We start from the raw sequence: 17,666 nt of genomic DNA, 5'->3' as shown, positions 1-17,666 counted from the left end.
ATTGACTATTTTTATTTCTCTCTGTAAAATTCTCTTAAGTTTTATTGTATTCTTTTTTATTTTTTTTATTTTTATCAACAAATTAAAATTACATCTATACAGCAAATTTTTTCTTAAAGAAAAAAAATTATTAATTTCTAAAAGACCTATAAACTCTAAAATGATGTTACACAGCATAATACTCCTTATATCGGTAGTTTTATTTAGTTTACTTGAAAATTATATATATTTATCACCTTTTCAAGCTGGTTCTATTCTTGGTTGTGTTACTGGTATCATAGAAGGTATCTTTCAAAACACCATCTAGTTTATTTAAATTTCAAAAAAGGGGAATTCAAATTAGAATTCCCCTTTTTTGTTGACTAGTACAAAACTTCTTTCAATATAGCCCTTTTAACATTATAAAATTATAACTATATTCAATTATTTTTTCTTTCTTAATAACACAGCACCAATTAAAGTTGATAATAAACCAATTAATCCACTGCTTACTGCTGCACCAGTGTTAGGTAGTTTGTTATTTGAACTATTCTCTAGTTTTATAGAATCATTTTTATTAGCATTACCATTTGCTATCTCATTGTTTGATGGTTTATTTGTTATTTGATTATTATCTGATGGCTTTTCAGTAACTTTATCATCTTCTTTATTCGATGAATTTATCACTTGTAATTGTATTGATTTAGAAACTGTTGTTCCATCTTCTAAAGTAGCTTCAATATCATATTTATCAACATCAATACCAACATACTTTAAGACTTCAACAGGAATAACTAATTTATCTCCATAAACATAAACTGCAGGAGTTATTTCCTCATTAGAAGCAGTTCTTATATTCATATATTTTACAGGTAATTTCTTGCCATTAATAGTAACAAATTTTACATTGCTTCCACTAGGAATAAAATTAGGAATTTCTATACTCTTAAGATTATTTTTATCAATAACAATTGTATTTTCTTTATCAATACTTGGTGGTGTTACCGTATCATCTGATGGCGGTGTAACTGGTGGTACTATAACATTTTTATCTTTAACTTCAATGTCTACTGCATTTATTAATGAACTTCCTTCAGAAAATTTAAATGAAATAGTATAATTTCCTTCTACACTAATTACATTAGATATAACATTTGATGGTATTATTATTTTATCATTTTCAATTTTCAGCTCTGTTGCTGATATTTCTTTTCCATTAATATATATGTACTTTAATTTAGTATTATCAAAATTAACATTACTTACTACTAAGTCTTGTTTGTTGTTCATATCAAAAGTTAATTTTTGATACTCTATTGTTGGTTTTTTTGTGATAGTATCTTCTTTATCATTTTTATCATCTGATGGCGGTGTAACTGGTGGTACAACTATCGTATTATCATCTTTTGGAGGGTTCACTGCTGAATTACTATCAATTACATTCACCGATACTGCTCCAATAGTAGCTGAATCATCTGAAAAATGTAAAGAAATAGCATGTACACCTACAGTTAAATTTAAATTTGATACAACATTTGAAGGTATTGTAATTGTTGCACTATCTTTATCTACATTAATTTCATTTAATTTAAAATTAATTGGCTCTCCCTTTTCATTTGTAATAGATATTGATTTTAAATCTTTGCTATTAAATTTAACTCCAGTTATAGTTATGTCTGATGGCTTACTTTTATCAAAATTTAATGTTTGATTTGGTATAACTGATTCAGTAGATGTACTCACAGATTCTACTAAATTAACATCTTGTATCATATCTGCTGAAGTATTTACTACATTTAAAGTTGATGTAACTAATCCTCCAGCCAAAACTAAAGCTAAAGTTTTTTCTTTATTAATTTTTTTATTCTTATTCAAACCTCTTCACTCCTATTTACAGTAATAAAATTACCCCATTTTTATAACTGTCGTAATTTAAAAATTAAACTTAATAAATATTTTTAAATTTTACTTATTTATAAAATTCTTGTGTTGCATATACTTTATTGCCAATTTTATATACACCAACACCTATACTTGAAAATTTAGATGATAATATATTTTCTCTATGTCCCTGTGAATTCATCCAATTTGTCATAAATTGCTCTGCTAATGCATTAGCATCAGATACTCCACCTATATAAGCTATATTTTCTCCCCAAGCTCTATATGTAACTCCATCATTTTTCATTTGCGTTGTTATTAAATTACCACTTAAATCCTCATGGCTGAAATAATTATTATCACCCATATCCTGTGATTTAATTCTTGCATACTTTTCCATTGTAGTATTATATGATAAAGTTTCTAAACCAGCCTTAGTTCTTTCTTCATTTACTTTTTCATATATTAAATTTTCAACTTGTGTCATAAATTGATCATTTACTTCACCTAAGTTGCTATTATTTTCCGGTGATGGTTTTATTTCTTCTGATGGCTTTTCATCTACTGAAGGTTTTTGTTCTATATTTGGTTTTTGTTCTATATTTGGTTTTTGTTCAATTGATGGTTTTTCATCAATTGATGTATCTTTATCTGTTGATGGTTTTTCAGTTTGCGTAGGAGGTACTATTGTACTTATATCTCCATTTGAAGCATTATTATTGTTATTATTATTATTTATTTCATCTTTATTCTCTGTATTGTTATTATTGTCATTTCCTATATTAGAATCATTTTCATTATTAGAATTGCTTCCATTACCTATTATAATTCCTCCATTAAAGATAGGTTTATATATATTTATAGTTTGTCCATTTATACATCCAAAATATTTTTTGAATATAACTCTTCTTTGATATACTCCACAATCACTACTTAAATTCAATACTTCTGAATCTTTTACATTATCCTTTATTATAGTTGTAATAAATCCTCTTTTTGCTTTTAAGGTAGCTGCTTCTACAGTTTTACTTCCTATAGTAGCTCCTATTCCTCCTATTAGCGATGTTGATAACATTATGGCAATTATTGTTTTTTTCATTGGTACCACTCCTTTTTATTTTTTCAGACAATATCTTGTCCAATATTTTATTAGTTGAAGTACTTTTTACTTCTACCACCCTTGCTCATATATAGTTATAACATATTTTTATAATTATTGCTTAAATAATAAAAGGTACATGTGCCAAAACATACTATTAATTTATATATAAAGATTTATATCCATAATATTCATTTCTAACTTTCCTTATATAATAGGCTTTTAACCACTTTACCATTTTTATACTTGACATTAATTACTATTATATTTTTCTCTAATTAATAGGTTCAGCTATACCATCTGCACTAGCTTTATGATCTTCTCTTCCTTATTTAATACTATATTATGTTATATTTAATAAATTTAAGGTAATATTATTATTAAAAATGTTTAAAGATATAAAAAATAATTTTATTCAATTTATAGTTATTTTTCTTATGGCTTTTATGGGTATATTTGTATTTTTAGGTATTAGTACTGAATTACATGGAATCCAAGTATATTTAAAAGATTACAAGGTATTTAAGTATTAAAAAAATTTATAAAAAAATACCTCTAAATAACTTTTTCTATTTAGAGGTATTTACACAAAGCATTAATTTATAAACATTATTGAGTTGATTCTTAATTTTTAATTACTTCTTTTTATTAGCTTTTTTGCTTGTAGCAGCTGCTTCTGCTTGAGCATCTGCTTGAGCATCTGCTTTTACATCAAATGCATTTATATACATTTCTTTTAATTCTTTCATTAATGGGTATCTTGGATTAGCACCTGTACATTGATCATCAAATGCTTGTTCTACCATTTCATCTAATGTAGCATAGAATTTCTCTTCAGTTACACCGGCTTCTTTTATTGTTTTTGGCATATTAACTTTAGATTGTAATTCTTCAATGGCCTTGATTAATAATTCAACTTTTTCTTCGTTAGTATTTCCACCTAATCCTAAGTGATCAGCTATTCTAGCATATCTCCATGCTGCATTTGGGTATTTGTATTGAGCAAATGCTGCTTGTTTAGTTGGCGCATCAACTGAGTTGAATCTGATAACTTCAGTCATAACTAATGAGTTAGCCATACCATGTGGTAAGTGATGGAATGCACCTAACTTATGAGCCATTGAGTGATTAATTCCTAAGAATGCATTAGAGAATGCCATACCAGCCATACATGAAGCGTGAGCCATTTTTTCTCTTGCTTTAATATTAGTTGTCCCTTCATTGTAAGCATCTGGTAAGTATTTAAATACTAATCTGATTGCTTCTAAAGCTAAACCATTAGTGTATTCAGATGCCATTATTGAAACATACGCTTCAACTGCGTGAACTAATACATCTATACCAGCACAAGCTGTTAATCCCCTTGGAGAAGTCATCATTAATTCTGCATCAACTATAGCCATATCTGGAGTTAGTTCATAGTCAGCTAATGGATATTTAACTCCTGATTTTTCATCAGTGATAACTGCGAATGGAGTAACTTCTGAACCAGTACCAGCTGAAGTTGCTATTGAAACCATCATAGCTTTTTCACCCATAGTTGGGAATTTGTATATTCTCTTTCTTATATCCATGAATGTCATAGCTAAATCGTGGAAGTTAACTTCTGGGTGCTCATACATAACCCACATGATTTTAGCAGCATCCATAGCTGATCCACCACCAAGTGAAATTATAACGTCTGGGTTGAATGCAGTCATTTCAGCGGCACCAGCTCTTGCACATCTTAAAGTTGGATCTGGTTCAACATCTGAGAATATTTTGTATTGGATTCCGTTTGCATCTAGTACATCCGTAACTTTATTAGTGTACCCCATATCGAATAATACTCTATCAGTTACAATGAATGCTTTCTTTTTACCCATATCAGCTAATTCTTGTAAAGCTATTGGTAAACATCCGTATTTGAAATAAGTTTTTTCTGGAACTCTAAACCAAAGCATATTTTCTCTCCTTTCAGCAATGCTCTTAACATTGATTAAGTGCTTAGGACCAACATTTTCTGAAACTGAGTTTCCACCCCATGATCCACATCCTAAAGTTAATGATGGAGCTAATTTAAAGTTGAATAAGTCTCCGATGGCACCTTGAGCTGCTGGCATATTGATTAATGTTCTAGCAGTTTTCATTCTTTCACCAAATGTTAAAACTCTATCTCTATTCTTAACTTGATCAGTGTAAAGTATTGATGTATGTCCCATACCACCTAATTCAATTAATCTGTCAGCTTTATTTAAAGCATCTTCAAATGATGTAGCTTTGTACATTGCTAAAACTGGAGATAATTTTTCGTGTGAGAATGGTTCTTCTAATTCAACTGAAGTTACTTCACCAACTAAAACTTTAGCACTTTCTGGAACGTTAACTCCTGCCATTCTAGCTATTTTATAAGCAGATTGACCAACCATATCAGCATTTAATCCACCTTTTTCATTTAGGATTATCCTTCTAACCTTATCTATTTCTTCACCTTTTAAGATATAAGCTCCTCTTTCAGCCAATTCTTTCTTAACTTCATCATAAACTTGTTCTAAAACAACGATTGATTGTTCTGATGCACAAATAACACCGTTATCAAATGTCTTAGAAAGTAATATTGAGTTAACAGCCATTTTAATGTGAGCTGTTTCATCGATGATTGCTGGAGTATTTCCTGCTCCAACTCCTAAAGCTGGTCTTCCTGATGAGTAAGCAGCTTTAACCATTGCTGGCCCACCTGTAGCAAGAATTATATCTGATTCTCTCATAACGTTTTGTGATAATTCAACTGAAGGTTGATCTATCCATCCAATTATTCCTTCTGGAGCTCCTGCTTTAACTGCAGCTTCTAAAACTACTCTAGCAGCTTCAATAGTTGAATTTTTAGCTCTTGGGTGTGGTGAAATGATTATTGCATTTCTAGTTTTTAAAGCTATTAAACATTTGAATATTGCTGTAGAAGTTGGGTTTGTTGTTGGAACTATTGCAGATATAACTCCAATCGGTTCTGCAACCTTTGTTATTCCGCTTGTTTTATCTTCTTCTAAAACTCCACAAGTCTTCATGTTCTTATATTGATTATATATATATTCAGCAGCAAAGTTATTTTTGATAACTTTATCTTCAACTATACCCATTCCTGTTTCTTCAACAGCCATTTTAGCAAGTTTGATTCTGTTATGATTAGCTGCTAAAGCTGCTTGCCTAAAAATTTCATCTACTTGTTCTTGTGAAAAAGTAGCAAATTGTTTTTGCGCTTCTCTTAATTGTTCAATTCTTTTTGTTAATTCTTGAGCATTTGTAACTTTCATTTGAATCCCTCCTGAATTTAAATCTATGATTAATAGTTTATATTGAATTACTTATTTTCTTTAGGACTTTGTTATATTTTTAACATGTCCACATCCTTATTGTATTATATCGTTTATTTTTTGTCAAACTTTTTTTCTAATTTTTTTCATATTTTTTATTGTATGCAAATCTCTCCTTTCTTAAAATGCTTATTTATTGCTATTGATAACATCTTCAGACACTTTGTTTATTTTTACCTTTTTCTTTGACATAGATTATTTTTTAACTAAATTAGTATTTTTATTATCACCATATATTCCTTTAAAAGTAATTTAATTTATTATTAAATCATTTTTAATTTTTTAGTTTTCTATAAAATAATGCAAAAAAGAGTAGAAATGAATTAGAATATTTTCCTATTCTTCTATTTCTACTCTTTTATATAACAATTGCTAAAATGTGCTTAATAAACTTCTATCACTTAGCACATCTTCCATATTAGCTTTACCAAACATTTCAATCAGCCTATCTCTATTTAGCTTTGCCTTCTCTTCTTTACTAACATCTATTATTGTTTTTCCTTCATGCATCATTATCAATCTATTGCCACTTTCTATAGCTTGCTTAATATTATGAGTAACCATTAATGTTGTTATCTTCTTTTCTTCTATAATTTTATTAGTTATATCCATTATTTTTATGGATGTTTTAGGATCTAATGCTGCTGTATGTTCATCTAACAACAATATTTTAGGATTAGACATTACAGCCATAATCAGAGTTAAAGCTTGTCTTTGTCCTCCAGATAATAAGTTAACTTTATTATATAGCTTATCTTCTAAACCTAAATTCAATCTTTTAAGTTCTTCTTTATAATAATTTATACGTTTCTTATCTATGGCAAATTTTATTCCATATGGTTTACCTTTATTATCTGCTAGTGACATATTTTCTAATATATTCATATTCGGAGCCACTCCAACAGACGGATTTTGAAATACACGCCCTATATAACGACATCTATAATACTCCTCTTTCTTTACAACTTCTTCGCCATCAATCATTATACTTCCACTATCCACTGGTAAATTTCCAGTTATTAAATTTAGTAATGTAGACTTGCCAGCACCATTAGACCCAATTATTGATACATACTCCCCTTTTTCTACTTGAAGAGAAAATCCATCAAATACTCTATTTTCATTAATGGTATTTACATTAAAAACCTTATATACATCTTTAATTTTCAGCACTTTCCCCGCCTTCTCTCTTTATTTTTCTTATTTTTAAATTTAAAAATTCCATTATTAGAAGCTAAGGCAATTATAACTATTATTGCTGTTATTAATTTTAAATCATTAGGATTAAAATTTATTTTTAAAGCAATAGCAATAGCTACTTTATAGATAATTGCTCCTAGAATAGATATAGTTGTGCATTTCATAAATGAAATCTTACTAAAAATAGTTAGTCCTATCACAACTGTTGCTAGTCCCATTACCACAATTCCCTGCCCCATATTTACATCTGCATAACCATACTTTTGGGCTTGAATGGCTCCAGCCATTCCCACTAATCCATTACTAAGCATTAATCCAAGTACCTTAACACTATTTTTATTTATTCCTAAAGATGATACTACTTGCTCATTATCACCTACTGCCATAAGTAAGAAACCTCTTTTAGTCTTTAAAAAAGTATCTATAATAATCTTACAGATAACTACTATGATTATTATTATAAAGATAGGTTGAAAATCAGCATTCTTAAATATGGTATTTGTGCTAAATAGCGGCATATTAGATTTTCCCATAACCCTTAAATTCACAGAATAAAGAGCTATCATCACAAGAATACCTGACATCAAATTACTTATCTTAAGTTTTACATGTAAAAAGGCTGTTATCCCACCTGCAATGGCCCCTCCAGCTGATGAAATTATAATTGCCAGCCAAGGATTAACTCCATTTACAAGAAGAACTGCTGTTATGGCTGCCCCTAATGGATAGGTGCCATCCACCGAAAGATCCGGAAAATCAAGAATCTTATATGTTATATATACTCCCATTGAAACAATAGAAAATAGCAGACCTTCTTCAATGGCATTAATTATAAGATTCATTTAGTTCACTCCTCCAGTTACAATTTGAGCATTTTCTTCAATTTCTTTAGGTATTTCTATATTAATTTTTTTTGCTACATCAGAATTGATAGTAACAGTCATATCTGATGATTTTTCAATCTTTATCTCAGAAGGAGCCATACCTTCAATAACCTTCACCGCTTTATATCCAGCTTCTTTTCCTAACTTATAATAATCTATTCCTATAGAACACAAGCCGCCCTTACTTACTCCTGCTTCTTCAGCACATAACATCGGTATATTATTGTTTAAACATATACTTCCTACTAATTCATATGCTGATGCCACAGTATTATCAGTAGGAATATACAATGCATCAATATCTTTTATATTTGCTGATAGATTTTGATTTATCTCATTGATAGTGGTAATTGATATTTCCTTCACTTCTAAGTTTCTTTCTTTAGCGGCAGCTTTTAATTCATCAACTTGAACTATTGAATTTGCTTCTGAAGTATTATAGATAACCCCTATTTTTTCTATACTTGGTATAATATCTTGCAATAAAGCAATTTGCTCTGTCATAGAAACCATATCTGACATCCCTGTAACATTATTACCAGAACTTTCAAAGCTATTAGCTATTCCTGCTGCTACAGGATCAGTTACAGCTGTAAAGACTATAGGTATTTCTTTTGTTGCATTATAAGCAGATTGAGCTGAAGATGTGGAAATTGCAAAAATCATATCAACACCATTATTTACAAATTGTTTGCTTATAGTTTGAGCAATGGATACATCACCTTGAGCATTTTCATAGTCAATTTTTATATTATCTCCATCAACATATCCTTTCTCTCTTAGTCCATCAATAAATCCTTCCCTTGCTGAATCCAAGGCAGAATGCTGTACAATTTGATTTATTCCTATTTGATAAATTTCATCATCTTTTCCTGTATTTTTTTTATTATCTGAGCAGCCGCATAATATACTTAACAATATCACCTCACTTAATATAGATAGCAGCTTAAATTTATTCTTCATTTATTCACCACCCCTAATAAAATATATATTTATATATATATTTCACTTAGCTTTTATTTATTTAAAAAAAAGGAATTAATTTTATTTTTTAAAATTAATTCCTTAAATATAATTATTATTTTTTTATTAAATGATATTTTTCTTCAAAGAAGTTTGTTAATTTGCTTAAAGTAGAAATCAAGACAAGTTCCTCTTTTTTTTCAAATCCTTCAATCAGCCTATCTATCATATCAGCATGAAATTTGGCATGATTATCATAAGCAAGTTTTCCTCTATCTGTAAGATTAACAAGAACCACTCTTCTATCCTCTTCAATACGTTTTCTTTCTACATATTCTTTCTTAATCAATTTATTAATTGCTGTAGTCAGTGTTCCTACTGTAATGCTTAAATCATAAGCAATTTCACTCATAGTCCTACATCCTTTAATACCAATGGCCTCTATAATATGTATTTCAGTAACTGATAAATCGGAGAACTCTCCTTCTTGCAAAGACTTTTCTTCTATTTTCAATATATCTCCATATAACTGTACTAACAATCTATTTAAAACAAATTTTGATTCATTTTTATCCATAAGTTCACTCTCCATAAAAATATGTCACTCCTATATTTAATAATAATAAAAATTCCTTTCGAAATCAATTAAATAATATTCCTATAAAAGAAAAAGTGGAATAAGTTCCACCTTTATAATAAACTTGTTCCTACAAAAATGATAAAAACTGCTATTAAAGATAATGCTATACTAGTTTTAAATATTTTAAAAAATGAGTATCTCTTTATCTCGCCTATGTTTTCCTTGGGATATATAACTTTTACCTTATCACCAACTTTTAAATATTTAAATTCATCATAATCATCATATTCAATTATCACTTTTTTATTCCCATTGTCTACTTCTAAAATAGGTTCTATCCCAACATCATATACTTTATTTCTATATTTATTTATATCAACATGATTATAAGGTTTCATCAATATTAAAGTTGCTTCCTTTCTTACGCCATTTTTATACAGCATAATTTCATCAATAAAAAATCTTATTGCAAAAGCAACCATAATAAAACCTATAGCAAAAACAAATACTCTCAACACCTTAACCACTCCTTACTGAATATTAGCCTTACTCTAAACTTCAATATATTATATGAGGCTACTTTTTATTTCTTGTACAGTAAGATAATATTTGATAAAATCTTAGTAATTTATTCTTTTTACAGAAAAATACATATTATATATTTTTAAATAGTATAAAAAATATATAAAACGCCTTATTTTTTTTAATTTTTTTCAAATAAAAATATGGGGATGTCACACTAAAAATTTTATATACAATATATTGTTTTGATAATTAAAAATCAACACAATATATTGTATTATTTATTCTTAATGCGACATCCCCATATTATAAAAATTTATATTCGTACTATATTATGTATTATCTTCCACAACATTTTTTATACTTCTTTTTACTTCCGCATAAACAAGGATCATTTCTTCCTATCTTCACTTCATTAACAACTCTTTGTTCAAGCTTTGTTATTTCATTTTCAGAATATCCATTTAATGACCATCTTTTTATACTTTTAGCTAAATGTTCTAATTCATAGGCAAAAATATTCTTTTCTTCTTCATTATCAATTTCATATGCATCTAAGAATAAATTTATAGATTTTTCCATAGGCATTTCATTTTTAATACTTATAGTAAATGAATCCATCTCATCTTTTAAAATTTCTTTATCTATTATAAACATTTCACCTAAAGTTCTTTGTAAATTTTTCCCACTTTTATGTTCTTCCATAAAATCTGGAACACCCGCTTTTATTAAAGTCTTCTTATCAAATTTACAAATATTCTTCTTGTTTTTCTTTTGAAGCTTAACAATTTTATTTGAATTTTCAACATCTATATGACATAATCCATCTTCTTCTATAACATAGTCATATCCTAATTCTTCTCCAATTAATACTAACTCTTTTATTTTTTCATCTGTAACTTCAGTATTAAATGTAGATTCTAAAATTTCTCTTATGGCTGAATATGAAACTACCCCATAATAATATGTACTTCCTGCAATAGCCTTGATTAAGTCGCTCTTTTCTCTAGAAGCGGCCATAACATCTTTTGTTATCTTTTCTTTTAATAATACTCTTAGTTCTTCTGGTAAGATAACATATAATTCTCCATTTATAGATGCTGTAAATACAATACCTCTATTTCTTAAAAAGTTTGAATTTATTAATAAATCACATTGATACTTTTTAACACCACCATAATTTATTAATTCTTGTAAGAATTTTATTGAAGTTTCTTCTAATGAATTAATCATTAAATCTACATTCTTTATGATAACTTCTCTTATTCTTTCAACAACTTCAGCCTTCTTTAAAGATGTAATACCTTTAACATCATATTTTTTAGCAACCTTAACTAACTCATCTTTAGTCATTTTTTCTAATAATGCTGCTAATGTCTGTTCTCCATCTGACTCTTTCCATATCTTCTCAACGCTCTTCATATCAGCCTTTAAAATCTCTTCTTGTAATTTATCTTTATCCTTCATAAAAACTAAGTCACCTCATATCTATTTTCGCAAAAAAATCACTTCTTTTATTATATATGTTTTTTTACTTTAGTCAAAATTTTTTAGCATCTTTAAAACTATTACCATAATTCTATTTATTATTATCAATAAATTAACCTATAATATTTATTAACATACCTATATTTTACAATTAATCTTATATTTTTATTAATTAATCTTAAATTTAAGTTGATAGATTATCTTTTTTTGATATAATTATTTTAAAAAAATAAGGAGGAAAATTTATGTTTGGAGAAAATACATATAAAGAAGACGTAAAATCATTTAAGCAAATACCTTCAACAGAAGCTGATAAATTATTATCATCAGAAAAACTTACTGTCGTTTATATAGGTAGAGAAACATGTCCGTATTGCCGTAAGTTTGCTAAAAAGTTAGGTAACTTATATAACAAGCTAAATACTACAATTCACTATGTAAATAGTGATAATTTTTCCGATAATGAAATAAGTTCATTTAGAGAAAAATATCACATTGTAACAGTTCCTGGATTTATTGTCAGCAAAAATGGAGAATGGGAAACTCGTTGTGATTCTTCAATGTCAGAAGATGAAATACTAACTATGATAAAATAAATTTTTTATAAAGAAAGCAGTTTAGATTATTAATCTAAACTGCTTTCTATTTCTATTTTATTAATCCTCGTATGATGGCACCGTCATATTTAGCTTCAAGAATTGATGTTGATGGATCATAGTTTTCTAAAATTATTATTGTAATATCCTTTGCTGAGTCATATTCTGTGTAAGAATTAAATCCATCAATAACACCACTATGTCTTATAATTCCATCACTAATTATTAAACCAAATCCATATCCACTATCTTCTGAAGGTGTTATCATTTCATTATAAGACTCTTGTGAAAGTAATTTTCCTGTATGTAGCATTCTCTCCCATCTAAGTAAATCATATACATTAGTATATATATTACCAGCTGCAAACGTAAATTTAGGATTTACAACAATTTCACCTGATTCAACACTGCCATGACCTTTTGCATCTGTATCCTCTGCACTCAGCTTAAAAATATTTTCTTTTATATAATCTTCATATGAAACTCCAGAGGCTTGTTCAATTATTAAACCAAGTAGATAGTAATTTGTATTACAGTAATCATATGCTTGTCCAGGTTCAAATTGTAATTCACTTAAATATAAATTATTTAGGATTATATCTGCTGTCCATCTTGAATCTGATACATATTCATCAAAATATGCCTTTTCTCTATAATCATTTAATATTTTTAAACTCTCCTCATCTTTAAAATATAATTCTGCTGCATTTAAATAGTCTACAAGACCTGATCTCATTTGTAATAACTCTCTTACTGTTATCTGATTTGCATATTTAAACTTTGGAAAATACTTATCAATGGTATCATCAAGATTTATTTTCCCATCTTCCATCAGTTGCATTATAGCTACTGCTGTAAATTGTTTTGTATTTGAGGCTATAGCAAAACGTGTATTTACTTTATTTACTATATTATCATCATAATCTGCATTTCCATAAGCTTTAGCAAATTTAATTTCATTGCCTTGCGCTACCAATGCCACGCCTTGAAACCCCTTATATGCACTTTCTTCATCTAAATATCTTTCCACCTCTTCATAAGCTGGATCTACTATTTTTTCCAAAGTATCATCTTCAGATATAATATCAGCCAGCTCCTCCTGTGAAATTCTATCATTCTCACCATCTGATTTCTTACCTTTATTAACATTTTCAGCTTCAACAGCCATTTCTTGGACATTTGCACCACTTGCTGCTTTTACTATATCTCTACTGCATCCAGTTAAATTTATCATACATCCTAGTGTAAGTAATATTGCCAATAACCTGTGCTTATTCATAATTTTATAATACTCCTATACTTCATACTTATTTCTTTAATTTATTGACATTAATGTCTATTAAGAAGTATACCATAAATACTATTATAAGTACTAGTTTCATTTATTTCTATGGAAATAAATTTCTTATATTTACTATAATAATATTTGCTATAATATTAACAGAAATAAAAAGATCAGGAGGTTTACTATGAATATTATTGTCTGTCTAGATGATAAAAATGGAATGCTCTTCAATAAAAGAAGGCAAAGTCAGGATAAAATACTTCGATTAAATATAAAGCAATTTATCCACAATAAAAATTTATTTATGAATAATTATTCCTATAAACTTTTTAAAGATATTGACACTGGAAACATCAAGGTTTCTGAAGACTTTCTTAATTTATCCAATGATGGTTTCTTTTTAGTAGAAGATAAGTTATTAAAACTATATGAGGATAAAATCAATATTTTAATTATTTATAAATGGAATAGAATTTACCCTGCAGATTTACATTTTGATATTAATGTAAATGATGATTCATGGAAATTAATTGATTTTGAAGAATTCAATGGTTCATCTCATGAAAAGATTACAAGAGAAATATATAGGAGAACTGCTAATGAAAAAACTACTTAATTTTAAAAACTCAATAATCATGATAATAGGATCACTACTTTGTTTAAGTGGACTTATTAGTTGCTCATCCACTTCAGTATCTAACGTTGTTGGACAAGCTCTTAATATTATTGAACAAGTTACAGATAGCTCTAATAAGAATAATATTGTTTTAAACAATCCAACTGAAAATTCTAATGAAAGCAATATTGACATTAATAATATACCTGCTTATTCTGGAAATGACTATATAGTATTAAATAATAATATTCCGAATTTTTCTGATTCTGATTTAACTACTACTTCATTTGAAGAATATAGCCCACTGGATAGCTTAGGTAGATGTGGTGTTGCCTATGCCAATATAGGTACTGACCTAATGCCTACAGAAGAAAGAGAGTCTATAAGTTCAGTTAAACCTAGTGGATGGCAATCAATTAAATATGATATAGTTGAAGGTAAATATCTTTACAATAGATCACATTTAATTGGATTTCAGTTAACAGCAGAAAATGCCAACAAAAGTAATTTAATAACTGGAACTAGATATTTTAATGCTAATTTAATGCTACCTTACGAAAATATGGTTGCTGACTATATAAAAGAAACAAACAACCATGTTTTATATAGAGTAACTCCTGTTTTTGAAGGAAACAACCTTGTGGCAACTGGAGTGCAAATGGAAGCAAAATCTGTAGAAGATAATGGAGAAGGTATTGAATTCAACGTATTTGTTTATAATGTACAACCTGGAATAACTATAGATTATGCCACTGGGTCTAGTGCACTTGCCGGTGAAGAAGTACCTAGTGGAAAATCTCCTGATAATTCATCTTCATCAAATACAGCAGATAGTTCTTCTACTGAAGAAACTATAATTAGAGGAAATTCTAAATCAAAGATATATCACTGCCCTGGGCAAAGAGATTATGAAAATATGTCTGATTCTGTATACCTTATTAACTTTAATAGTGAAGAGGAAGCAATTGCCGCGGGCTACAGAAAAGCCTCTAGATAAAATTAAATTTGCTGACAAATATTAATTATTAAAAATACATAAAGGATGTATGAAGGTTACTTTTCATACATCCTTTTTCATATTTATATTGTTATTTATTTTCTTTATTCTTATTTCTATTTCTTACAGGAACAAATTCTGAAGTTGTATCATCTGGATCGATATATCTGTAATCTCCATCCTTATCCTTTTTAAGACCTAATAGTGCCATTTTCTTTTTAGTGTTTTTTTGTTTTACAGCCATTTAATTCATCTCAATATTTATATTTACCACTAAAAAGCATATTATTCTTCATTAATTAAAGGAGCTATCATTTATCTAATAACTCTTTAAACTTATTTTCCCACCCAGTATTTGAAGGATTATCATTTCCATTATTATCTAAATAGTATTTTAATAGCATTATTTCTTCTTCACTAATATTATTTATTAGTTCTTCCACTTCATCTTGCCATATGCAATTATTTAAAATTTCAACTAAGTCTGCTAAACTATTGACTTCATTATGAATTATCTTTATTTTATCTTTTATAAATGAGCAAGTTCTTATTTCATCTATTAACTGACGAAGCTTTTCATCATCCATACTTTTATTATCTATAAAAATATCCTTAATTTCTTCTTCCTGTGATCTGAAGCTTAAAAAGATATTTTGCAAATCATTATTGCTAACTGCCGCCTCTATTCTTGGAACTAGATTTAAAGCAGTATTCTTAACATAATATAAATTATTATGATCCATAGCACCCTCCTATTAAGCCTTACTCTAAACCATTAAGACCATATCTTGTACCACGGCAAAGTTCTTCTAAACTGGTTCCACTTAAATACTCTATTGAGCCTTGACATTTACCATCAAAATCTCTTTTCATAAATTCAATAAGTTCATCATCAGATATCTGCTCCATGGCTTCTCCTTTAAAAAAATAAAAAATATCCTACAATTCTTCTAAAGTTTCTTCATAATTATTTTGCATAATATATGGTGAATCACAAAATGCTTCAATTAACTTTTTTAAAATACCTTCATCAAATTCAATTCTCCCAGTATTTTTTAATGCTTCAAACCTTTTATTAATTAATCTTTCTATGGCCTCATCTGATAATGAAACACCAAATTTTATGGTCAATTCATTACACTTTTTTATATTCATTATTAATTGTTTTTTCTTTATATTTAGAATAGTTAAAATAATATTTTCACTCATTACTATCACCTCTAATACAGCTTACTCCTTACTATAAATAAGTGCCAGTCTTGAATTTTTAGTAATTTTGTGGTAATATAGATATGTAAAAAAAGTGCTAAAACCTTATGATAAATCCAGTTTTCAGCACTTTTTTATTTTTTCAATTTAGCTACTTAACTTATAAAATAATATATAACTTAGAAAATTTCCTCTAGGAATTCTCTCATTTCTTGCCAAGCAGCCTTGCTTTCTTCTAAATAGGGTTCTTTATAATTGGCACCTTAGAAATAAATAGGATTATCTATCTGATTACTCATTTTAAGACCATATCTTCCAAGTATCACATCCTTTTCAATATTTGTTTTTACTGATGGAAAATCATTTGCTGCATTACTCCAAGGTGAAATAGCAATAACTGCTTTTGGTAATGGTATATTATGATCTTTTAAATATAATGTTGTAGCTAATGCTAAGTTACCTCCTGCTGAATCTCCTGTTATTATTATGTTATTACTATCATATCCTTGCTCTAGTATACATTTATAAACTGTTACTGCATCTTCAAGAGCTGCTGGATATCTATTTGTTGGTGCAACACGATAATCTACACTAAATACTTCTGCTCCCCCAACCATTTGAGAATACTTTACTGCTGTATCTCTATATGGGTCACATAATGCTACTATATATCCACCTCCATGGATTTGAAATATAATATTGTTTGTCCCTTTTTCCTTAGGCACTAAATGCTCAACTGGTATATCATTAACCTTAAATCTTTCATTTTTAAATCCTTTTGGTGGTTGCCATGATGAAGGAATAAACTCTCCATTAGGTAATTGATCAATATAACCTACTACATTTTCTAATGTTTACTGAATAATCTGCTCAGTTTCTCTTTTCATACTACGCTCCTTTATATACCTTAAAAATCTTATATCAATATATCATATTATTATTATGTCTATTTTATTATTAAAAGTAAAAAATCAAACTTTATTTTTACACTTCTATAACAATAAAGTTTGATTTTTC

16 protein-coding genes and 1 pseudogene are annotated in these 17,666 nt (G+C 28.1%); 3 read left to right on the top strand and 14 right to left on the bottom strand.

What is annotated here, in order from left to right; genetic code table 11:
• Nucleotides 1-423 precede the first annotated feature (423 nt).
• The 9 genes from BHW04_RS02815 to BHW04_RS02775 form a co-directional block, all read right to left on the bottom strand.
• Nucleotides 424-1,854: an LPXTG cell wall anchor domain-containing protein gene (locus tag BHW04_RS02815; protein WP_302698805.1), complete on the bottom strand. Its 1,431-nt coding sequence runs from the start codon at nucleotides 1,852-1,854 to the stop codon at nucleotides 424-426.
• A gap of 94 nt (nucleotides 1,855-1,948) precedes the next feature.
• On the bottom strand, nucleotides 1,949-2,959 hold the full coding sequence (locus tag BHW04_RS02810) for a CAP domain-containing protein (RefSeq protein WP_302698804.1): 1,011 nt from the start codon (nucleotides 2,957-2,959) through the stop codon (nucleotides 1,949-1,951).
• A 635-nt stretch (nucleotides 2,960-3,594) separates the two neighbouring features.
• Nucleotides 3,595-6,249: a bifunctional acetaldehyde-CoA/alcohol dehydrogenase gene (adhE, locus tag BHW04_RS02805; RefSeq protein ID WP_302698802.1), complete on the bottom strand. Its 2,655-nt coding sequence runs from the start codon at nucleotides 6,247-6,249 to the stop codon at nucleotides 3,595-3,597.
• Between the two features lie 432 nt (nucleotides 6,250-6,681).
• Nucleotides 6,682-7,482 (bottom strand): ABC transporter ATP-binding protein, encoded by an 801-nt coding sequence (locus BHW04_RS02800; protein ID WP_022211352.1) that lies wholly within the window; start codon nucleotides 7,480-7,482, stop codon nucleotides 6,682-6,684.
• Nucleotides 7,476-8,351, bottom strand: coding sequence for an ABC transporter permease (locus BHW04_RS02795; protein WP_302698800.1), 876 nt, complete (start codon nucleotides 8,349-8,351; stop codon nucleotides 7,476-7,478). The genes BHW04_RS02800 and BHW04_RS02795 overlap by 7 nt, the downstream gene beginning before the upstream one ends.
• Nucleotides 8,352-9,356: an ABC transporter substrate-binding protein gene (locus BHW04_RS02790; RefSeq protein WP_302698799.1), complete on the bottom strand. Its 1,005-nt coding sequence runs from the start codon at nucleotides 9,354-9,356 to the stop codon at nucleotides 8,352-8,354.
• Nucleotides 9,357-9,471: 115 nt separating this feature from the next.
• A complete protein-coding gene (locus BHW04_RS02785; RefSeq protein ID WP_022211349.1) occupies nucleotides 9,472-9,933 on the bottom strand; it encodes a MarR family winged helix-turn-helix transcriptional regulator in 462 nt (153 codons plus the stop codon).
• Nucleotides 9,934-10,046: 113 nt separating this feature from the next.
• A complete protein-coding gene (locus BHW04_RS02780) occupies nucleotides 10,047-10,454 on the bottom strand; it encodes a hypothetical protein (RefSeq protein WP_022211348.1) in 408 nt (135 codons plus the stop codon).
• Nucleotides 10,455-10,797: 343 nt separating this feature from the next.
• Nucleotides 10,798-11,925: an SEC-C metal-binding domain-containing protein gene (locus BHW04_RS02775; RefSeq protein WP_302698797.1), complete on the bottom strand. Its 1,128-nt coding sequence runs from the start codon at nucleotides 11,923-11,925 to the stop codon at nucleotides 10,798-10,800.
• A 266-nt stretch (nucleotides 11,926-12,191) separates the two neighbouring features.
• Here BHW04_RS02775 and BHW04_RS02770 point away from each other — a divergent pair, with 266 nt between their 5' ends.
• Nucleotides 12,192-12,542: a thioredoxin domain-containing protein gene (locus BHW04_RS02770; RefSeq protein ID WP_302623574.1), complete on the top strand. Its 351-nt coding sequence runs from the start codon at nucleotides 12,192-12,194 to the stop codon at nucleotides 12,540-12,542.
• A gap of 52 nt (nucleotides 12,543-12,594) precedes the next feature.
• On the opposite strand, the gene BHW04_RS02765 is transcribed toward BHW04_RS02770, so the two are convergent.
• Entirely contained in the window at nucleotides 12,595-13,821 is a 1,227-nt protein-coding gene (locus BHW04_RS02765) for a serine hydrolase domain-containing protein (protein WP_302698795.1), read from the bottom strand.
• A gap of 190 nt (nucleotides 13,822-14,011) precedes the next feature.
• On the opposite strand from BHW04_RS02765, the gene BHW04_RS02760 reads away from it, so the two are divergent.
• Together BHW04_RS02760 and BHW04_RS02755 are read left to right on the top strand one after the other, a co-directional pair.
• Nucleotides 14,012-14,443, top strand: a complete 432-nt coding sequence (locus tag BHW04_RS02760; RefSeq protein ID WP_302632824.1) for a ribonuclease Z — start codon at nucleotides 14,012-14,014, stop codon at nucleotides 14,441-14,443.
• Entirely contained in the window at nucleotides 14,427-15,440 is a 1,014-nt protein-coding gene (locus BHW04_RS02755; RefSeq protein WP_302698793.1) for a DNA/RNA non-specific endonuclease, read from the top strand. The genes BHW04_RS02760 and BHW04_RS02755 overlap by 17 nt, the downstream gene beginning before the upstream one ends.
• A 91-nt stretch (nucleotides 15,441-15,531) precedes the next feature.
• Here BHW04_RS02755 and BHW04_RS02750 read toward each other — a convergent pair whose 3' ends face one another.
• The 4 genes and pseudogenes from BHW04_RS02750 to BHW04_RS02735 all read right to left on the bottom strand — a co-directional run bounded on the left by BHW04_RS02750 (nucleotide 15,532) and on the right by BHW04_RS02735 (nucleotide 17,374).
• The gene (locus tag BHW04_RS02750) at nucleotides 15,532-15,684 is read right to left on the bottom strand and encodes a hypothetical protein (protein WP_291662120.1); all 153 of its coding nucleotides are present in this window, start codon (nucleotides 15,682-15,684) and stop codon (nucleotides 15,532-15,534) included.
• A gap of 67 nt (nucleotides 15,685-15,751) precedes the next feature.
• A complete protein-coding gene (locus BHW04_RS02745) occupies nucleotides 15,752-16,183 on the bottom strand; it encodes a hypothetical protein (RefSeq protein ID WP_302698792.1) in 432 nt (143 codons plus the stop codon).
• Nucleotides 16,184-16,202: 19 nt separating this feature from the next.
• Nucleotides 16,203-16,595, bottom strand: a pseudogene (locus BHW04_RS02740) (DUF6323 family protein).
• Nucleotides 16,596-16,912: 317 nt separating this feature from the next.
• A complete protein-coding gene (locus tag BHW04_RS02735) occupies nucleotides 16,913-17,374 on the bottom strand; it encodes an alpha/beta hydrolase fold domain-containing protein (RefSeq protein ID WP_302698791.1) in 462 nt (153 codons plus the stop codon).
• Nucleotides 17,375-17,666: the final 292 nt, after the last annotated feature.

This window comes from Clostridium sp. 29_15 (genome assembly GCF_001916075.1).
GTDB classification, from domain to species: Bacteria; Bacillota; Clostridia; order Clostridiales; family Clostridiaceae; genus Clostridium; species Clostridium lentum.
This window is presented reverse-complemented; position numbering and strand designations above follow the sequence as displayed.